The 18,686-nt window shown below is 32.7% G+C and carries 20 protein-coding genes; 14 read left to right on the plus strand and 6 right to left on the minus strand.

Going from position 1 to position 18,686, the window contains the following annotated elements:
- Window positions 1-15: 15 nt before the first annotated feature.
- Window positions 16-1,242, minus strand: a complete 1,227-nt coding sequence (locus ACZ5CF_RS08425) for an HD domain-containing protein (RefSeq protein WP_464578837.1) — start codon at window positions 1,240-1,242, stop codon at window positions 16-18.
- Between the two features lie 34 nt (window positions 1,243-1,276).
- Here ACZ5CF_RS08425 and porX point away from each other — a divergent pair, with 34 nt between their 5' ends.
- From porX to ACZ5CF_RS08455, 6 genes are all read left to right on the plus strand, one after another.
- A complete protein-coding gene (gene porX, locus ACZ5CF_RS08430) occupies window positions 1,277-2,824 on the plus strand; it encodes a T9SS response regulator signal transducer PorX (RefSeq protein ID WP_464578838.1) in 1,548 nt (515 codons plus the stop codon).
- 6 nt (window positions 2,825-2,830) lie between these two features.
- Window positions 2,831-3,247 (plus strand): tRNA (adenosine(37)-N6)-threonylcarbamoyltransferase complex ATPase subunit type 1 TsaE, encoded by a 417-nt coding sequence (gene tsaE / locus ACZ5CF_RS08435; protein WP_464578840.1) that lies wholly within the window; start codon window positions 2,831-2,833, stop codon window positions 3,245-3,247.
- 177 nt (window positions 3,248-3,424) lie between these two features.
- A complete protein-coding gene (locus tag ACZ5CF_RS08440; RefSeq protein WP_464578841.1) occupies window positions 3,425-3,583 on the plus strand; it encodes a hypothetical protein in 159 nt (52 codons plus the stop codon).
- Between the two features lie 10 nt (window positions 3,584-3,593).
- The gene (locus tag ACZ5CF_RS08445; protein ID WP_464578842.1) at window positions 3,594-4,073 is read left to right on the plus strand and encodes a hypothetical protein; all 480 of its coding nucleotides are present in this window, start codon (window positions 3,594-3,596) and stop codon (window positions 4,071-4,073) included.
- A gap of 30 nt (window positions 4,074-4,103) precedes the next feature.
- On the plus strand, window positions 4,104-5,303 hold the full coding sequence (locus ACZ5CF_RS08450) for an alanine dehydrogenase (RefSeq protein ID WP_464578843.1): 1,200 nt from the start codon (window positions 4,104-4,106) through the stop codon (window positions 5,301-5,303).
- Window positions 5,304-5,687 carry a hypothetical protein gene (locus ACZ5CF_RS08455; protein WP_464578844.1) on the plus strand — a complete coding sequence of 128 codons (384 nt, stop codon included), beginning with the start codon at window positions 5,304-5,306 and terminating at the stop codon, window positions 5,685-5,687.
- Here the strand turns inward: ACZ5CF_RS08455 and ACZ5CF_RS08460 are convergent, their stop codons facing one another.
- Window positions 5,688-6,854, minus strand: coding sequence for a proline dehydrogenase family protein (locus ACZ5CF_RS08460; protein ID WP_464578845.1), 1,167 nt, complete (start codon window positions 6,852-6,854; stop codon window positions 5,688-5,690).
- 90 nt (window positions 6,855-6,944) lie between these two features.
- On the opposite strand from ACZ5CF_RS08460, the gene aroB reads away from it, so the two are divergent.
- From aroB to ACZ5CF_RS08485, 5 genes are all read left to right on the plus strand, one after another.
- The gene (gene aroB, locus ACZ5CF_RS08465; RefSeq protein WP_464578846.1) at window positions 6,945-8,018 is read left to right on the plus strand and encodes a 3-dehydroquinate synthase; all 1,074 of its coding nucleotides are present in this window, start codon (window positions 6,945-6,947) and stop codon (window positions 8,016-8,018) included.
- Window positions 8,019-8,304: 286 nt separating this feature from the next.
- Window positions 8,305-9,705 carry an arginine decarboxylase gene (locus ACZ5CF_RS08470; RefSeq protein ID WP_464578847.1) on the plus strand — a complete coding sequence of 467 codons (1,401 nt, stop codon included), beginning with the start codon at window positions 8,305-8,307 and terminating at the stop codon, window positions 9,703-9,705.
- Window positions 9,698-10,585 carry an agmatinase gene (speB, locus tag ACZ5CF_RS08475; protein WP_464578848.1) on the plus strand — a complete coding sequence of 296 codons (888 nt, stop codon included), beginning with the start codon at window positions 9,698-9,700 and terminating at the stop codon, window positions 10,583-10,585. Before ACZ5CF_RS08470 ends, speB begins: the two co-directional genes overlap by 8 nt.
- Window positions 10,569-11,549, plus strand: coding sequence for a deoxyhypusine synthase family protein (locus ACZ5CF_RS08480; RefSeq protein ID WP_464578849.1), 981 nt, complete (start codon window positions 10,569-10,571; stop codon window positions 11,547-11,549). Before speB ends, ACZ5CF_RS08480 begins: the two co-directional genes overlap by 17 nt.
- A 61-nt stretch (window positions 11,550-11,610) precedes the next feature.
- Entirely contained in the window at window positions 11,611-11,904 is a 294-nt protein-coding gene (locus tag ACZ5CF_RS08485) for a hypothetical protein (RefSeq protein ID WP_464578850.1), read from the plus strand.
- A 54-nt stretch (window positions 11,905-11,958) separates the two neighbouring features.
- Here ACZ5CF_RS08485 and ACZ5CF_RS08490 read toward each other — a convergent pair whose 3' ends face one another.
- The 4 genes from ACZ5CF_RS08490 to ACZ5CF_RS08505 form a co-directional block, all read right to left on the minus strand.
- A complete protein-coding gene (locus ACZ5CF_RS08490) occupies window positions 11,959-12,474 on the minus strand; it encodes a DinB family protein (RefSeq protein WP_464578852.1) in 516 nt (171 codons plus the stop codon).
- 2 nt (window positions 12,475-12,476) lie between these two features.
- Complete coding sequence (locus ACZ5CF_RS08495) at window positions 12,477-15,065, minus strand: phosphoenolpyruvate carboxylase (RefSeq protein ID WP_464578853.1); 2,589 nt, start codon at window positions 15,063-15,065, stop codon at window positions 12,477-12,479.
- Between the two features lie 67 nt (window positions 15,066-15,132).
- Window positions 15,133-15,612, minus strand: coding sequence for an Lrp/AsnC family transcriptional regulator (locus ACZ5CF_RS08500; RefSeq protein ID WP_464578855.1), 480 nt, complete (start codon window positions 15,610-15,612; stop codon window positions 15,133-15,135).
- Window positions 15,613-15,717: 105 nt separating this feature from the next.
- Complete coding sequence (locus ACZ5CF_RS08505) at window positions 15,718-16,812, minus strand: M14 family metallopeptidase (protein ID WP_464578856.1); 1,095 nt, start codon at window positions 16,810-16,812, stop codon at window positions 15,718-15,720.
- A 278-nt stretch (window positions 16,813-17,090) separates the two neighbouring features.
- Here ACZ5CF_RS08505 and ACZ5CF_RS08510 point away from each other — a divergent pair, with 278 nt between their 5' ends.
- From ACZ5CF_RS08510 to ACZ5CF_RS08520, 3 genes are read left to right on the plus strand one after another with little or no spacing between them, the layout of a single operon-like run.
- Window positions 17,091-17,447, plus strand: a complete 357-nt coding sequence (locus ACZ5CF_RS08510) for a helix-turn-helix domain-containing protein (RefSeq protein WP_464578857.1) — start codon at window positions 17,091-17,093, stop codon at window positions 17,445-17,447.
- 20 nt (window positions 17,448-17,467) lie between these two features.
- Window positions 17,468-17,845, plus strand: coding sequence for a DNA topoisomerase IV (locus ACZ5CF_RS08515; RefSeq protein ID WP_464578858.1), 378 nt, complete (start codon window positions 17,468-17,470; stop codon window positions 17,843-17,845).
- A 1-nt stretch (window position 17,846) separates the two neighbouring features.
- Window positions 17,847-18,641 (plus strand): TerC family protein, encoded by a 795-nt coding sequence (locus tag ACZ5CF_RS08520; protein WP_464578860.1) that lies wholly within the window; start codon window positions 17,847-17,849, stop codon window positions 18,639-18,641.
- Window positions 18,642-18,686: the final 45 nt, after the last annotated feature.

Genomic DNA, 18,686 nt, shown 5'->3' on the forward strand with positions numbered 1-18,686 from the left:
ACAAAAAACTGTTAATTATTTGTTTTTAGGAAAGCACAAGTAATATTTTTCTACCGGTTTTGCTAACGCCTTAAGATTAAGTTGATCTGATGCTTTTGCAACATCTATAATCTTTCCGGTATTGGTAAGTAGATTAATATTTTGATGCTCTATGTTATACGCCTGATTTTCGATTTTACCCGTAAAAACAAAATAAGACGCTTCATCAAGGCTTATGTTATTTTTTAATGCAAAATCAGTTTTTAGCTCGGCTGTTTTTTTTGCTTTAAACGGTTTCTTTTTAAACTTAATTTTTAATAATTCTCTGTTTAAAATCATTCCGGACAAGTTGCGCAAAACAAAATCGTCGTGAAATTGCCATTCTTTTAGTGCCGAAATAATATCGTAGTCATCTAACTGTGCAAATAAATTTAATACGTTGTCATCAAAATTATTAAGCGTTATTTTATTATTTAGAAAAAAAGAAAAAGCTGAGCTTGCAGGCAAGCTAATACCTTTATCTACAAGTTCTTTAGCTCTTTTTAAAATTCTTATTAAAAGTTGTTCTGCTACCAGGCCCGTTTTGTGTAAATATACTTGCCAGTACATCAAGCGCCTTGCAATTAAAAACTTTTCTACAGAGTAAATTCCTTTTTCTTCAACTACAAGTTCATCATTAACCACATTAAGCATTGTTATAAGGCGCTCAGAATTTATATTCCCTTCTGATACACCTGTGTAAAAAGTATCGCGCTTTAAATAATCTATCCGGTCCATATCTAATTGCCCCGAAACTAATTGATGCATAAATGTTCTGGGGTATTTTCCGGTAAAAATATCTATGGCTAACGAGAGTTTTCTATTAAATTGCTTATTGAGCTCTCGCATGAAAAATAATGATATTGTTTCGTGATGAACACCTTCTACTATACTGTTTTCCATGGCATGAGAAAATGGTCCGTGACCAATATCGTGAAGCAAAATAGCGCAATACAATGCATTTTCTTCATCTTCATTTATAGCCACACCTTTATAGCGTAACACCTGCACAGCTTTCTTCATTAAGTGCATGCAACCTAAAGCGTGGTGAAATCTGGTATGATGCGCTCCGGGATATACCAAATAAGATAATCCCATTTGAGATATTCTTCGTAAACGTTGAAAATACTTATGAGAAATTAGATCAAAAATATCTTCGTTAGGAATACTAATAAATCCGTAAATTGGGTCATTAAAAATTTTAAGTTTGTTAACCTTTTTCAAATCTGTCTAATTTTAACAGAGCAAATATACTTATATGAATGATATTAAGATACTTTGGGTAGATGACGAAATAGATTTATTAAAGCCTCATATATTATTTTTAGAGCAAAAAAATTATAAAGTTACAACCTGTAATAGCGGACAAGAAGCATTAACCGAGATAGAAAAAACAAATTTTGATATTGTTTTTCTAGATGAAAACATGCCGGGTTTAAGTGGTTTAGAAACCTTAAGCGAAATTAAAATAAAGCAACCGTCGCTACCTGTTGTAATGATTACAAAAAGCGAAGAAGAATATATAATGGATGAAGCAATAGGCTCTAAAATTGCCGATTATTTAATAAAACCTGTAAACCCAAATCAAATTTTCCTTTCGCTTAAAAAAAACTTAGACCATTCTCGTTTGGTTTCCGAGAAAACTACTTCTAACTACCAACAAGAGTTTAGAAAAATTGCTATGGATTTAGCAATGGTAAACACCTACCAAGATTGGGTAGAGCTTTACAAAAAGCTAATGTATTGGGAGTTAGAGTTGGAAGAAATACAAGACACCGGATTAATAGAAATTTTAGAATCACAAAAAGTAGAAGCAAACATTCAGTTTGGTAAGTTTATAGAAAAAAACTACGAAAAGTGGTTTAAAGAAACCGAGGGGCCGGTACTTTCTCATAATTTATTTAAAGAATACATAGTGCCAGAATTATCTTCAAAACAACCGGTTTTGTTGGTGGTTATAGATAATTTAAGATACGACCAATGGTTGGCCTTTGAAAGCATTGTATCTAACTACTTTAAAAAAATCAAAGAAGAGGCCTACTTTAGTATTTTGCCAACGGCTACACAATATGCCAGAAATGCAATTTTCTCTGGGTTAACACCTGCAGATATGGAAAAACTGCATCCGGATCTTTGGAAAAATGACACCGATGAAGGCGGTAAGAATTTATTTGAAGATAAGTTTTTAAAGGAGCAAATAAGAAGATTAGGATTAGATATTAATTGGCAATACCATAAAATATCCAGTCTTAAGGCAGGCAAAAAATTAGCCGAAAATTTTAGAGCTCAAAAAGTTTATGATTTAGTTACTGTAGTGTACAATTTTGTAGATATGCTTTCTCATGCCAAAACAGAAATGGAAGTGGTTAAGGAGCTGGCTTCTAACGACAAAGCATATAGATCGCTCACACAAAGTTGGTTTAAAAACTCTCCTTTATTAGAAATAATTCAACAAGCACAAGCGCTTGGGTTTAAGTTAATACTTACCACAGACCATGGTACAATTAATGTTAAAAACCCATCTAAAGTAATTGGAGACAGAGAAACAAGCTTAAATTTAAGATATAAAACAGGAAAGAGTTTGTCTTTTGAAGATAAAGAAGTTATACACATACAACAACCAAAAAGTATAGGGTTGCCTACAATTAATATGAGCAGCACTTATATTTTTGCAAAAAGCGACTATTTTTTTGCTTACCCAAACAATTACAACCATTATGTAAGCTATTATAGAAACACCTACCAGCACGGAGGAGTTTCTTTAGAAGAAATGATTATACCGTTTGTGGTATTAGAACCTAAATAGTATAGTATGGAACTTACGTACACAGAGAAAGAGCTACCTAATATTGCTCAACAAATAATAGAATATGCAAAGCCTAAATCTAAAACTGTTCTTTTTAAGGGAGAAATGGGCGCCGGTAAAACAACCCTTATTAAACATTTAGTGAAGCAATTAGGCGTAGAAGACGAAGTTTCAAGTCCGACATTTAGCCTGGTTAATGAGTATACAAATGGTGTAGAAACCGTGTATCATTTTGATTTTTACAGAATAGATTCAGAAGAAGAAGCCTACGACATAGGCTTTGAAGAGTATTTAATCGAAAAAAATTGGTGTTTTATCGAGTGGCCGGAAAAAATACACAATCTTATTCCGGTTGATGCGTTACAAATATGCATTAAAACAATAGATGCAGACAGAAGAAGCCTGCAAATTAGCAGTTTTTAGTAGTGTTCTGAAAGAAAAATAATGCGTTGAAAAGGTTGGTAAATAGGAGAGTTTTCGATAAAATGCTATAATATCCGATCAATATACAACAAAAAAACATTTTTCTTGTAAGTTTTTTTTTAGTAAGTTTGGTATAGAGAACAACTTTATTACAAACTTTTAAAAGAGAACACTATTATGAAAACAAGAAAATTTTTTTCAGCAGTAGCTGCTGTTGCACTATTGTCGGCTCTATTTGTTTCATGCAGCCCCAACAGCTTAGCAGATGAAGACACGCTTTACGAAAACGAACAAGGTATTAGGAAAGACAAAATCGTTGTACCTCCTAAAGGGTAGTATAATTGCCTTGAGCATAGCTATCACACCTTATTTATTTTATTTATACGAAAGTTTCCCTGAGGGTAAAACCTGGGAAACTTTTTTGTTTACTTACTCTAGTGACTATTATCAAAACATTTATACTGTTGCCTGGTTAGTAACGGGTAAATTAATACCTCTGTTATTGTTGCTGATATGGTTTTTCACTTGCAAACACTGGTGGTATCATGTTATATTAATACCTACGGCAATGTATTTGTTTCAATTAATAAACATTTTTAATGATGACATTAGGTTTGTTGATGAGGTAGAAATTTATTGGCTTATCCCCATTATGATGCTTGTAATACCATTTGTGTACTTAATTAGATTAAAACTTTTTGATAAATATGTTAATGGTATTGATTTAAAACAAATAGATAAAGAAATTAAAGAATACGAAACCAAAGCTTTTTTACGTAAATACTACAACCCAGAAGATACCGATATTGATAAATTTTCTGCTTAAAATTTTGGTTTCTTTCTGTATCTTTACTAAATGAATCAGCCAAATTCACCGTTCAGCAAGCAACAACTTATACCGCAAGAAGAAACCTTAGAGGTTCTCAAACAAAAAGGAGAACTTTTTATTGGTATTCCTAAAGAAATTTTACATCAAGAAAAACGTGTTTGTTTAACACCTGATGCCGTTCATGCTTTAGTTGCACACGGGCATAGGGTTTTAATTGAATCTGGTGCCGGAAAAGGAGCTAATTTTTCTGATAAAGAATATACCGAAGCTGGCGGAGAAGTTACTCACGACACCAAAAAAGTATTTTCGTGTCCTATAATTCTAAAGGTTGAACCCCCTACTTTAGAGGAGTTAGAATATGTTAATCCTCAAACAACCATTATATCTGCGCTTCAAATTAAAACACAAACCAAAAAATACTTTGAAGCCATGGCTAAAAAAAGATTAACGGCTTTGGCTTTTGAGTTTATTAGAGATGACGACGGTACGTATCCGGCAGTACGATCATTAAGCGAAATTGCAGGCACTGCTTCTGTGCTAATTGCTGCAGAATTACTTACGCATTCAAAAACCGGTAATGGCCTCATGTTCGGAAATATTAGCGGGGTACCTCCTATTGAGGTGGTTGTTATCGGTGCAGGAACTGTTGGAGAGTTTGCTGCCAGAGCAGCAATGGGGCTAGGCGCCAACGTTAAAGTTTTTGATAACTCTATTACAAGGTTGCGTAGCATTCAAACAAACCTTGGCAGAACATTATATACTTCTACCCTACAACCTAAAAATGTATTAAAAGCGTTGCGTAGATGCGATGTAGCCATTGGGGCAGTAAGAGGTAAAAACAGAGCACCAATCGTTGTCTCTGAGTCTATGGTACAGAACATGAAAAAAGGTGCTGTAATTATAGATGTTAGTATAGACATGGGAGGGTGTTTTGAAACAAGCGAAGTAACATCTCATAAAGATCCTACATTCACCAAACATGGAGTAATTCACTACTGTGTACCCAATATTCCTTCTCGTTATTCAAGAACAGCATCTATTTCTATAAGTAATATTTGCACTCCTATTTTACTAAAAATTGGGGAAGATGGCGGAATAGAAAATTCGCTTCGTTTTGATCGTGGTTTACGTAATGGTTTGTATTTTTACCACGGAATTTTAACAAATAAATCGGTTGCAGACTGGTTTGATCTTTCGTATAGCGATATTAATTTTCTTATTTTTTAAATGAACACAAATTTTTTACGACGTCTTGGTTTTTATCTGGGTGGTTTTGCTATTGGGCTAGTTATTTTGTCTTTTTTTCTTAGCGGAAAGAAAGCTTCTTGCAGCTATTTCCCAAATGCCCGCGTAATTAAAAATATCACTACTAAACCTTTAGATATCAGCCCCGACATTATAAACAAATTTAAAAACAAAAATATTGCGATAGATAGCGTGTTAATATCTACTATATTAAAACAAGGAGAAGTAGATTTTTCTAAAAGCGATGTAAAAAGAGACTCTTGTAAAGTTTATGTGATTAATTCTGTTTTAGAAAATAAACCGGTACTTATCACTGTAGAAAACTGTACAGAGAGGGCTATTGTTAAAACCCTCTCTATAGAATAATTATAAGTTTCTTCGTTTTTTTTCTGTTTTTAACAATGATAGTTCGCGGGTGGTTTGTCCGGCAACAGAGGTATTCTCTTCTGCCCTTCTAATTAAGTAAGGCATTACATCACGTACGGGACCAAACGGCACATATTTAGCTACATTAAAACCATGTTTTGCAAGGTTAAAGCTTATATGGTCACTCATTCCGTATAATTGCCCAAACCAAACCCTGTGATCGTTTTTTGCTATTCCTTTTTGTTGAATATGTTCCATTATTAAATAAGAGCTATACTCATTATGTGTACCTGCAAAAAGCCAAATGTCTTCTAAGTTTTCAAAAATATAGTTTACGGCATCATTAAAATTGGTATCGGTAGCTTCTTTAGATTCGCAAATTGGTGTTGGATACCCATTTTCTTCGGCTCGCTCATTTTCTTTTTCCATATAAGCACCCCTAACCAGCTTTACCCCAATTTTAAACCCTTCTTTTTTGGCTTGCTGGTGCATTTTTTTTAAATACTCTAACCTATCCCACCTGTACATTTGTAACGTGTTATAAACTATAGCACGCTCTTTATTGTACTTTTTCATCATTTCTGTAACTAATTCATCGGCAGCATCTTGCATCCAGCTTTCTTCAGCATCTATTAATAATCCAACATTTAAATCGTGTGCTTTTTTGCAAGCCTTATCAAACCTTTCTATAACTCTTTGCCATTCTTCTTGCTCCTTTTTAGTTAGCTTCTCTCCTGCTCCAACTTTTACATACAAATTAAATCTACCAAAGCCTGTGGGCTTAAAAACTGCAAATGGGATGGCTTCTTTTTCTTTTACAAAGTCTAAGATTTCTAGAGTTTTCTGTAATGCAAAATCAAATTGTTCTTCGGTTTCTTTTCCTTCAACAGAGTAATCTAACACAGAACTCACACCCTTTTCAAACATTTTATCTATAACCGGCATGCAATCTTTTTCAGTAACGCCTCCACAAAAATGATCAAAAACAGTAATTTTTATAAGTTTTTCTACCGGAAGATGCGTTTTTATAGCAAAGTTTGTAACAGCTGTACCAATTTTCACTAAAGGTTCGCTAGCAATAAGTTTAAATAAAAAATAGGCTCTTTCCAGTTCGGCATCAGATTTTAAGGCAAATGCAGTCTCTGTATTGTCAAAAATTTTTTCCATGTACCAATGCATTAATTACAACGGCAAATATACTTCTGGTTTTTAATTTTATTATTTAAATCTCACTAATTTTGTTGCTTTGTTAAGATTATGAAATCAATACAGGCAGAAAATTACTCAGTTTCATTTGGAGATAAAGCGTATAACGAGCTTTTGCAATTAATTGAAGCCGAACAATACTCTAAAATAATTATCCTGGTAGATGGTAATACGCACGAATTTTGCTTGCCAACATTTTTGGCAAAATCTAAATTACCACAATCGCTATTAGAAGTAATAGAAATTGAGCCGGGGGAACACCATAAAAACATAGATACTTGCACAGGTGTTTGGGGTGCTTTAACCGATTTAAATTTAGACAGAAATACACTGCTTATTAATTTAGGAGGTGGTGTTGTTACAGATATGGGCGGTTTTATTGCAGCCACCTATAAAAGAGGAATAAAATTTATTAATGTACCTACTACACTACTTAGTATGGTAGATGCATCGGTTGGAGGTAAAACAGGAATTGATTTAGGGGTTGTAAAAAACCAAATCGGATTATTTGTTAATCCGGAGTTGGTGATTATTGATGTTGATTTTCTTACCACGCTCCCTGCAAATCAAATGAGAAGCGGATTTGCCGAAATGATTAAACATGCGCTTATACAAGATAAATCTTATTGGCAACAACTTTTAGATTTAAACAAGTTAACTACAAATAATTTAGAGGAATTAGTATACACCTCGGTTGCTATAAAAAACAACATTGTTTTAAAAGACCCTAAAGAAGCCGGTTTGCGTAAAGTTTTAAATTTTGGGCATACCTTAGGTCATGCTATAGAATCTGTTTTTTTATCACATACAAAACCATTATTACATGGTGAAGCTATTGCAATAGGGATGATTTTAGAGGCATATTTATCGCATAAAAAGCTTGGTCTTAGCGAGCATCATTTAGAAACTTTAACTAATTACATTTTAACTTATTTTGAGAAAATAGAATTCTCTAACCAGCAAATAGACAAAGTGTTATCGTATTTAAAATTCGATAAGAAAAACACTAAAAACAATATAAACTTTGTACTTTTAAAAAATATTGGCGAGCCGGTTATAGACCAAAATGTTCCCTCAGCTTTGCTAAAAGAAAGTTTTGAGTATTATTTAGCTAAAAATAGTTAGGTAAGTGTTTGGTAAATAAAATTTTTTATACACTTTTGCACCCGCATTGGCTGAACGAATGATATTTGTTTATAATGCCGGGCATAAGAAAAAATGGAAGGTTGTTTCTTATGCAGTTCTAAGATTGAATAACCGGCTTTTAAAGCTAACTTCCAACACTTATAACAACACTAATGTAGCATCATTTTTGTTGATGCTGTGCATTCTTTTTCAGCTTTTGCGTATTTAGTTTTTATTGCTTTTAAACACTTTTGTTAAACAAATTTATTAACACTAAAAAGCAATAATGAAAACTAAATATATAGATTTAATAGACCAAACTTTTTATTTTCCGCAAGAAGAATTTAAGCTAAACAAAGACAATACTTTACAGTTTCATGATATTGATCTCATGAAATTGGTAGAACAATACGGCTCACCACTTAAGTTTACCTATTTACCAAAAATATCTGAAAATATAAATAGGGCAAAGCTGTGGTTTAAAAATGCCATGCAAAAAAATAATTATAGCGCCAGCTACAACTATTGTTACTGTACAAAAAGCTCTCATTTTGAGTATGTACTTAACGAGGCGCTAAAAAATGATATTCATATAGAAACGTCTTCTGCTTTTGATATTGATATTGTAAATACGCTGTTAAAAAAAGGAAAATTAACCAAAAACAACTATGTATTATGTAATGGTTTTAAGCGCGATAAATACATAGAAAACATTGCAGCATTAATTAACTCAGGCCATAATAAGTGTATTCCAATAATAGATAATTTTGAAGAGCTTAACCTTTTAAGCGATGCAATTAACACCAAGTTTAATATTGGAATTAGAATTGCCTCTGAAGAAGAACCTAAATTTGAGTTCTACACAAGCCGTTTAGGTATTGGCTATAAAAACATTGTTCCTTTTTATAATAAAGAAATTAAAGACAATAGCAAGGTATCACTTAAAATGCTTCACTTTTTTATTAATACAGGCATTCGTGATACCGCTTATTACTGGAATGAGCTTACCAAATGCCTTAAGGTTTATGTACAGTTAAAAAAAGTTTGCCCTACACTAGACAGTTTAAATATTGGTGGAGGATTTCCAATAAAAAACTCATTAGCTTTTGATTATGATTATGAGTATATGATTGATGAGATTGTAAACCAAATTAAAATTACTTGCGATGAAGCTAATGTGCCTGTACCCCATATATTTACAGAATTTGGAAGCTTTACCGTAGGTGAAAGTGGTGGTGCAATCTATCAAGTTTTATATCAAAAACAACAGAACGATAGAGAAAAATGGAACATGATTAACTCATCGTTTATTACCACATTACCGGATAGCTGGGCTATTAACAAGCGTTTTATTATTTTACCATTAAACCGTTGGAACGATGAGTACGAGCGTGTTTTACTGGGTGGTTTAACTTGCGATAGCGATGATTACTATAATAGCGAACAACACGTAAACGCAATTTATTTGCCTAAATTCAATAAAAATAAACCGCTTTATATAGGCTTTTTTAATACAGGAGCATACCAAGAAACCATAGGGGGTTATGGAGGTTTGCAACACTGCTTGATCCCTGCACCAAAACATATTCTTATTACAAAGAATGATAATGGTGAAATAGAAACTTCTGTTTTTGCAGAACAACAAACAGCTAACGACTTTTTAAAAATATTAGGATACAATGACTAAAAAAACGTACGCGGGAATACCAGAAAAATACGCCCGCTTAGATGATGCTACAGTGGTTTTAATACCAGTACCATACGATGGCACGAGCACATGGCAAAAAGGTGCAGATAAAGGACCTGAAGCGTTTTTACATGCTTCAGAAAACATGGAGCTTTATGACATAGAAACTAAATCTGAACCTTACAAAAAAGGAGTTTATTTAGCTCCTGCTATTTCAGAAAACAGCAGCCCTGAAAAAATGGTAGAAGCTGTGCATAAAATCACTAAAAACTATATTAAACAAGGAAAATTTGTTACGCTTTTTGGTGGAGAACATTCAATTTCTATAGGTTCCATTAGAGCATTTAATGAGTGTTTTGATAATTTAACGGTAGTACAACTGGATGCCCATGCAGATTTACGTCCGGAATACGAAGGCAGTCAATGCAATCATGCATGTGCTGTTTACGAAGCAAGCAAAACAACCAACTTAATTCAAGTAGGAATTAGAAGTATGGATGTTTCTGAACTTGAACACATGGATGAAACTCAAGTATATTTTGCTCACGATATGGTGAATGACGATGATTGGATGGAAGATTCTCTGCATCAAATGACAGAGAATGTATTTATTACAATAGATTTAGATGCTTTTGATCCGTCCATACTTCCTGCAACCGGAACACCAGAGCCTGGAGGTTTACTTTGGTACGAGACACTTTCATATTTAAAGCTTATCTTTAAAAAGAAAAACGTTGTAGGTTTTGATATTGTAGAGCTTTGCCCGAATGAAAAAGAAAAATCATCAGATTTTCTGGCAGCTAAACTTTATTACAAAATGCTAGCTTACAAGTTTAAATACGCTAATCAAAAAAAATACGACGATGACGAAAACGACTAAAGGTCCAATTTCAAACTTTATTAAAAAATACTACTTACACTTTAATGCGGCTTCTTTAGTAGATGCAGCAAAGGCGTATGAAGATCAGCTTAATAATGATGCAAAAATGATGGTAACTCTTGCCGGCGCTATGAGTACTGCAGAGCTTGGTAAAATTTTTGCCGAAATGATTAGACAAGATAAAGTACACATTATTTCTTGTACCGGAGCGAATTTAGAAGAAGATGTAATGAATTTGGTGGCGCACAACCATTACAAGAGAATTCCAAATTACAGAGACTTGACTCCACAAGAAGAATGGGATTTATTAGAGAAAGGTCTTAACAGAGTTACAGACACTTGTATTCCGGAAGAAGAAGCCTTTAGACGTATTCAAAAACACATCTTTAAAATCTGGAAAGATGCTGAAAATAATGGAGAGCGTTATTTTCCGCATGAGTTTTTATATAAACTCTTATTGTCAGGAGTTCTAGAAGAATATTACGAGATAGATATTAAAGACTCATGGATGTATGCTGCAGCACAAAAGAACTTACCAATTGTAGTGCCAGGTTGGGAAGACAGCACATTAGGAAATATTTTTGCATCATACGTAATTAAAGGAGAGCTTAAAGCAAGTACCATGAAAAGTGGTATTGAGTACATGACATATTTAGCAGATTGGTATAAAAACAATTGCGATAACGGAATTGGGTTCTTTCAAATTGGTGGTGGTATTGCAGGAGATTTTCCTATTTGCGTAGTGCCAATGCTTTACCAAGATTTAGAAATGACCGATGTGCCGTTTTGGAGCTATTTCTGCCAGATTTCAGATTCAACAACAAGTTATGGCTCATATTCTGGGGCTGTACCAAACGAAAAAATTACGTGGGGTAAATTAGATATAGATACACCAAAATTTATAATAGAATCTGATGCAACCATAGTTGCCCCATTAATATTTGCCTATGTTTTAGATATGTAACATAAATTGTTTAACATTTTTTTATAAATTCGTTTAAACCAACTTAATAGCCTCAACAACAATGAAACGTGTAATTGTAGATTATAAGAAGCTAACAAATGAGATTTTGTCGCTCTTAGTTGAAAAGTATCCTGATGGATATGGTGATGATGATATCATAAAATTTAAAAACGCAAACAACGAAACAGTTGAAGCTGTAGAAGTGCGTGCAGAAGATACCATTTACCTGGTAAAAGTTAGCACACGTTTAGCCAATACTATGGAGAATTTTGATGAAGATGATGACGATTTTGGAAATGATGATTCTTTAGGCGTAGATAATATAGAAATTCCTGAAGATTCTACAGACGATTAATCATCAGATAGTAAAATAATTAACCAAAAGAGCCTTGAAAAAAAGGCTCTTTTTTTATAAATATCGTTCTACAATAACGCGCTGGTGGTGTAATTGATGCCCGCAAATAACAAACCCAAGCGCTCTTACAGACATGTTTGTGCCATTTGCACTACCCATTGCAATTAAATCTTCGTCAGAAAAAGTTTCAAATAGTGCAATAGTGCTATTTCTAACAGCTGTAAACTCTTTTAAAATACTCGATTTAGAACGCAAATTAGCATTAGATACCGGCACGTATTTATTTTCATCAAACCCCGGTAAATTAGTTTTATCTCTTCTGGCAAACCTTAGTGCTCTGTACTGAAACACGCGCTCTGCATCAATTATATGAACCAAAACCTGAGCTACAGTCCACTTTTTAGTAGCATAGGCATAAAGCATCTTTTCGTCCGGAACGGTAGTTAAGAAAGTGCTGAATTTTGCCAAGGTATTTTGCAATTCGGGTAACAATTCAACATCTCCCAGTTGAGAAATGTACGGATGGTAATACGGATGATACTCGTTATCTAACAAATGCGATGATTTCATAATTAAGCTGAATTTCTACTTGCATTAATATTACCAAATAATGAACGTGTAACCATTTTCTCGTAAACCCTAATTAATTTAGCGTTTTGTTTTTTGTTTTTATTTAACTCTTGAATGGTTAGCAACGCATGCTGCTGAATGGTTAATAAAGGTAATACAATTTTTTCTCTTACGGCAATAGAAGCTTTCATTGCTTTGGCATCTTCCATTAGCTCTTTGTAGCCGGAAACAGTTAGTAATAACCTTTTGGTTTTTAAATGCTCGTTATAAATTAATTGCCAAAAGGCTCCATATTCTTTGTCTTCTTTCATGTAAGCAGTTAACTCAAAAAAGGATTTTGTTAAACTCATCATACTATTTTGTACCAATGTTCTAAAAAAAAGTGATCGCTGGTAAAGCTGTTTAACTTCTTTTAGTTTGCCTTGCTTTTCAAAATGTTCTATAGCAGTTCCTAAACCATAAAAACCGGGCACGTTTTGTTTTAGCTGACTCCAACTACCAACAAAAGGAATGGCACGTAAATCAGAAAAAATTAATTTATCTGATGTTCCTCTTTTGCTTGGTCTACTTCCAATATTTGCTTTTGCGTAATATTTAAGTGTGCTTCTGTTCTCTAAATACGATAAAAACTTGGGATGGTTTTTAAAGTCTGTGTATGCTTGATAGCTTATGTTAGCTAAACTATTTAACACCTCTCTATCTTTTTCTGTAAGTCTGTTTATTTCATTACTATACAAACAACTTGTTAAACCAGAACTTAAAAGTTGTTCTATATTGAACTTACAGGAGTTTACCGTACCAAAATTAGAGCTTATAGTTTGCCCTTGTATAGTTAATTGTAATTGTTTGTTTTCTATTGTTGGTCCTAAAGAGGCATAAAATTGATGTGTTTTTCCTCCTCCACGAGCTGGAGGTCCTCCTCTACCATCAAAAAAAACAACTTCTATATTATTATCTCTAGCTACTTTAGTTAAAGCTTCTTTTGCTTGGTAAATACTCCAGTTTGCCATTAAATATCCACCGTCTTTTGTCCCGTCAGAAAAGCCAAGCATTATATATTGCTTGTTGTTTCTGCTTTGTAAATGCTTTTTGTAGGTTTTATTGGTGTATAGATTTTTCATTACCATATGGGCCTGTTGCAAATCGGTTACCGTTTCAAAAAGTGGTACTATATCTACTTTTGGCGTTGTCCAGTTACAGCATCTAAGTAATGTGTATACTTGCATTACATCTAACACACTACCGCAATTGCTTATAATATACCTGTTACAGCCTGCTTCACCGTTTTGTTTTTGAATATCTTTTAAAGCATAAATTGAAGCTATCGCTCTTTTTAATTCATTTTCAGGGAGTTTATTTTCGTTTAAGCTATCTGTTACATTTTCTAAAACAGAAATTTTATCTTGCTCGGATAATTTTAAAAAATCAGGTGGAATACTATTATTATTAGTTTCTTTATAAAGCGCTAATAGATCTGAAATTGCTTGAGAATGCTTCCTTGAGTCTTGCCTTATATCTAATCCGGCAAAAAAGAATCCAAATAAATTTATTTTATTAATCAAATCTGTTAATTCTTCAACAAACAACGATTGATGTTCTTTTTTAACAGTTGATTTAATGCTTTCAATCTCGCCTAAAAACTCATTAACTGTCAAACTGTTATTTGTAGAGTCTGTGTATGCCATTGCATAAACTTGCTGCTCAAGACGTGTAATTTTATCGTGAACTTTTTTAAAAGTTATTCTTCTTTTTAAGAGTTTTAAATCTTTGTGATAGCAACGCATTATAGCTTTATGCAGTTTGTTTGCAACATCTCTGGTAATTTGGGCTGTAACAAAAGGGTTTCCGTCTCTGTCTCCACCCGGCCAAAAACCTAAGGTTACAGGGGCATTTTTAAAAGAATCTGTTTGTGTAATGTTTTCTTGAATGTAGTTAACTACTTGAGATATTGTTGTGTAAAAAACGTGTTCTAAATACCAGATTAAACTAACTGCTTCATCAAAAGGAGTTGGCTTTTGCTTTTTAAAGAATGGAGTTTTACCAAGCTGTGCCAACAATCTTTTAATTTGTGTAAGATTACTTTCTTGAACGGCTTTTGCCAGATCGGTAATAATCCCTAGAACTGTACCCGGATAGAATTGTGTTGGATGCGCTGTTAAAACTATTTTTATACTAAAATCATTTAACACCTTTTTTAATTTGGGTAAGACGTTATTTGCCTGAGCTTCTTCTTTTAAGTTTCTCAGAGACCCTCTACCCTCCATATTATTTACTATTGCAAACGACGCGTCTTCTATAGCATCAAACAATACTACTTGGCGCTCTATGTACTGTATAAACCTAAAAAGCATACTTATTTTATCTTCTTCAGATATGCTTTTGTCTGCATATTTTGTGAAAAAAGACGCAACTATCTCATTGGGTTTTTGTTGGTTGGCAAATCCTTTTTCGCATAAATCAGAAAAAAGAGGCAATAAAGTGCCGGTTTGCACAATATCATCGTACGGAAGGGTTATAAAAATACTGTTGTAAATTTGATAACGAGACAACACATGCTCGTTAAATCGTTTAATTTTTGGTGGAGTGTACATAATTAAATAAAAAAAAGCCCGTCAATGTAAACACTGACAGGCTTATATGTTTTTGAAACAGTGTAAATTACATTTCTTTAAAAATAGAATGCATTAAACGTTTTTTATCGTTAATACTTTCTTCAAGAGAGATCATGGTTTCTGTTCTAGAAACCCCCTCAATATCGTCTATCTTAAAAATTATATCTTTTGCGTGCTTAGTATCTTTTGCTCTTATTTTACAGAATATATTAAATTTTCCGGTTGTAATATGAGCTACTGTAATGTTAGGTATTTCTTTTAAACGTTCAAGCACAAATTTTGTTTGGTGTGTTTTTTCTAAAAATATACCCACATATGCTATAAAAGAATAACCTAACTTAACGTAATCTAAAGTTAGTGAAGATCCTTTAATAATTCCTGCATCTTCCATTTTTTTTACTCTCACATGCACCGTCCCGGCAGATATATGAAGTTTTTTAGCAATATCTGTAAAAGGAGTTCTGGTGTTGTCTATTAACATATCCAGAATCTGGTGGTCTACTTCGTCTAATTTAAATTTGGCCATGATACTATTACTACAGTTAACTTAATTTTGAAGCTGCAAAAAAATGAAAAATTAATAATATAATAAAGTTTTTACGTTAAAATTTTAATCAGAAATGCAATTTTATTAAGATTTCTCTAAACTTTTAACAATAGCAGATAATTTTGGATGCTTACTGATGAGTTTGACGTGTTCTGAATTAGAAGCATTAAAAGTTACATGACCAAAGTAATCTGATAGATTGCCGGATTTTTCTAAATAAGGTTCAAAACAAACCTCATTATTTTTTAAAACTTCTTTAAATAGAATCCCGGCATCTACACCATTTACATTGCGCACCAGCACATCAAAAAACATCTTATTGTTTTCAGGAATAGCAAGGTAATCTTCTACCTTAAATTTTTTATATGTTGAATTAATTATGTGCTGTAATGCAAAAACGAGTGCAAAGAAAATAAATTCTCTTGTTTTTTCTCTATAATAATCGTTATAAAAATGACCGGCCTCAAATAAAAGTGTAGGTGTTCCTAATAATTGAAAAGTATCACCAACACAGTTATCGTTAAATGCATCATCATACCTGCCTATTTGCCCCGGAATACATTGCTGTAAGCTATTATTTATTGCTGCAATAAGCTGCATAGAAACTTCACGAGTATTATTTATGCTTCGCTCTGCATCTGTTGCCGGTGCTAAAAATGATAATGTAGCAGGCTTATTGCTTAAACCAACATTAAAAATTGTACGTTGGTCGTGAAGGTTAAAGCAAAAATCCGGATTAAATTCTGAATATATTTCTCGTAAAATTTTACTCTCCGGCTGACTTAAGTTTTTAGCATCCCTATTTAAGTCTACATTGTTAGCATTTTCTCTTGTGTAGGCAATAGCTCCATCCGGATTTAAAACGGGGATAATTTTAACTGTACATTGTTGTAAAATATTAGAAGCTAAAATATCCTTAGAGATTAAGAACAATAGTAAATCGGCAACAGCCTTAGTTGTGGTAGATTCATTCCCGTGCATTTGAGACCACATTAAAATTTTAATAGGTCCTTTTCCTAATGTATAAATATAAATATCATGACCTAATACAGAATTGCCTTTTGCAGCTATAAACGTGTTTAAAGATTGCAGACTATCTGCTACGGCAGATGGAGTAATATATCTACCGGTAAGACTCTTGCTTTTATAATTATTATGTAATGAAAAGATGTGGCTCATATAATAGTATACAAAAGTAAATCCTAATTTGTTTACATATGTAAGCAAATATAAAATATATAAATCACCCAAACGCAAATGTTTATACTAGTAAACAAAATCAAAACAATCGCATAGATTATACTTATATAATATATTTAAAATCAATATCATCAATAATTTATGACATCTAATTTAAAGTTATAGTTTAAACTTTTTGGCGTCGCCTAATGTTTTTTAGTGACGTTAATTTAAATAAAGTTTACAATAGTAAACAGTAAATATTTTACATTTGTAATATGATTAATGCAGAACAATTTGCTTATCGGTTACAATTAATTATGCAGTACTATTCTTTGTCTGCTTCTGCTTTTGCAGATAAAATTGGAGTACAGCGTTCTAGTGTTTCGCATATTCTCTCAGGACGAAACAAACCGAGTTTAGATTTTGTAATGAAAGTTGTAGAAAATTTTGAAGAAGTAAATTTGTATTGGTTGTTAAATGGTAAGGGATCCTTCCCTTCTGTTGATTCTGAAAGTAATATTTATGAAACAAAACAAACAAATACTAGCATAGAGCAAACGGCTAAAGAAATTACTAAGGTGATTATTTTCTATACGGACGGAACTTTTGAGGTTTTTGACAAAAAAATTTAGTTACTTTGCAAATAAAAACAGTGAAAAAAACCTTATTATACCTTTGTTTAACATCTTTTTTAACTGTAAGCTGTTACCAACAAGAAAAAAACTGCTCTAAATTTAAAACCGGTACATTTACATTTACCGCAACAGTAAACGGTATAGAACAAACGACTACTTTTTTTAGAAATGATACGTTAGAAATAGATTATTTTCAAGGCAAAACAGACTCTTCTTTAATTAAATGGGTTAATGATTGTGAGTACATTTTAAAAAAAAATAATCCCAAAAATATGGCCGAGAAAAAGGCTATTCATATTAAAATTTTAACTACAAAAAATAATGAATATACTTTTGAATATGGTATTGTTGGTAGCTCTAAAAAACAACGTGGAATCGCTAAAAAAATAAAATAATATGTTCGAAATATTAACTTCAGCTGATGCATGGGTAGCATTGCTTACGCTCACTTTTTTAGAAATCGTGTTAGGGATAGACAACATTGTATTTATATCTATTGCAGCTAATAAACTCCCAAAAAAACAACAGCGAAAAGCAACAAATATAGGTCTTTTGCTTGCTATGGTTCAACGTGTATTGTTATTATTTGCAGTATCGTTTTTAGTATCGCTTAAAAAGCCTTTTTATTTTATCAACACCTCTTGGCTTACCATAGATGTTAGCTGGCAAGCTATAATTTTATTTGCCGGGGGCTTATTTTTAATTTACAAGAGTACTTCAGAAATTCATGAAAAAGTAGAACTTCCCGATCATGATAAAGATGCGTTAGAGAAGAGAAATATCTCTACGCTTTCTAATGCAATTGTGCAGATTATAATAATAGATTTTATTTTCTCTATAGACTCTATTTTAACGGCTGTGGGAATGACAAATAACATCTCTCCCAACCCTAATGATGCACTAGTTTTAATGGTTATTGCCGTTGTTATTTCTATTATTATAATGATGGTATTTGCAAACCCAATCAGAGAGTTTATAAGCAAGCATCCTTCAGTACAATTATTAGGCTTATCGTTTTTAATTTTAATTGGTTTTATGCTTATTACAGAAGGTGCACATATGTCTCATACTCAAATTTTCGGACAAAGTATTGGCTCTATTCCTAAAGGATATTTATACTTTGCAATTGCTTTTTCTCTTTTAGTGGAATTTTTAAATATGAGAATGCGAAGAAAAAGCGAAACCACATAATAAATCTCATTATTCAACAAAAAAGCGCCTTTTTAGGCGCTTTTT

It is taken from the genome of Lutaonella thermophila, from assembly GCF_055387725.1.

What these genes read in the sequence shown, in the direction of transcription:
- porX (WP_464578838.1), top strand. Translation starts at nt 1,277, where the DNA reads ATGAATGATATTAAGATACTTTGGGTAGATGACGAAATAGATTTATTA.
- tsaE (WP_464578840.1), top strand. Translation starts at nt 2,831, where the DNA reads ATGGAACTTACGTACACAGAGAAAGAGCTACCTAATATTGCTCAACAA.
- ACZ5CF_RS08440 (WP_464578841.1), top strand. Translation starts at nt 3,425, where the DNA reads ATGAAAACAAGAAAATTTTTTTCAGCAGTAGCTGCTGTTGCACTATTG.
- ACZ5CF_RS08450 (WP_464578843.1), top strand. Translation starts at nt 4,104, where the DNA reads ATGAATCAGCCAAATTCACCGTTCAGCAAGCAACAACTTATACCGCAA.
- ACZ5CF_RS08455 (WP_464578844.1), top strand. Translation starts at nt 5,304, where the DNA reads ATGAACACAAATTTTTTACGACGTCTTGGTTTTTATCTGGGTGGTTTT.
- ACZ5CF_RS08460 (WP_464578845.1), bottom strand. Translation starts at nt 6,854, where the DNA reads ATGGAAAAAATTTTTGACAATACAGAGACTGCATTTGCCTTAAAATCT.
- aroB (WP_464578846.1), top strand. Translation starts at nt 6,945, where the DNA reads ATGAAATCAATACAGGCAGAAAATTACTCAGTTTCATTTGGAGATAAA.
- ACZ5CF_RS08470 (WP_464578847.1), top strand. Translation starts at nt 8,305, where the DNA reads ATGAAAACTAAATATATAGATTTAATAGACCAAACTTTTTATTTTCCG.
- speB (WP_464578848.1), top strand. Translation starts at nt 9,698, where the DNA reads ATGACTAAAAAAACGTACGCGGGAATACCAGAAAAATACGCCCGCTTA.
- ACZ5CF_RS08480 (WP_464578849.1), top strand. Translation starts at nt 10,569, where the DNA reads ATGACGAAAACGACTAAAGGTCCAATTTCAAACTTTATTAAAAAATAC.
- ACZ5CF_RS08485 (WP_464578850.1), top strand. Translation starts at nt 11,611, where the DNA reads ATGAAACGTGTAATTGTAGATTATAAGAAGCTAACAAATGAGATTTTG.
- ACZ5CF_RS08490 (WP_464578852.1), bottom strand. Translation starts at nt 12,474, where the DNA reads ATGAAATCATCGCATTTGTTAGATAACGAGTATCATCCGTATTACCAT.
- ACZ5CF_RS08495 (WP_464578853.1), bottom strand. Translation starts at nt 15,065, where the DNA reads ATGTACACTCCACCAAAAATTAAACGATTTAACGAGCATGTGTTGTCT.
- ACZ5CF_RS08500 (WP_464578855.1), bottom strand. Translation starts at nt 15,612, where the DNA reads ATGGCCAAATTTAAATTAGACGAAGTAGACCACCAGATTCTGGATATG.
- ACZ5CF_RS08505 (WP_464578856.1), bottom strand. Translation starts at nt 16,812, where the DNA reads ATGAGCCACATCTTTTCATTACATAATAATTATAAAAGCAAGAGTCTT.
- ACZ5CF_RS08510 (WP_464578857.1), top strand. Translation starts at nt 17,091, where the DNA reads ATGATTAATGCAGAACAATTTGCTTATCGGTTACAATTAATTATGCAG.
- ACZ5CF_RS08520 (WP_464578860.1), top strand. Translation starts at nt 17,847, where the DNA reads ATGTTCGAAATATTAACTTCAGCTGATGCATGGGTAGCATTGCTTACG.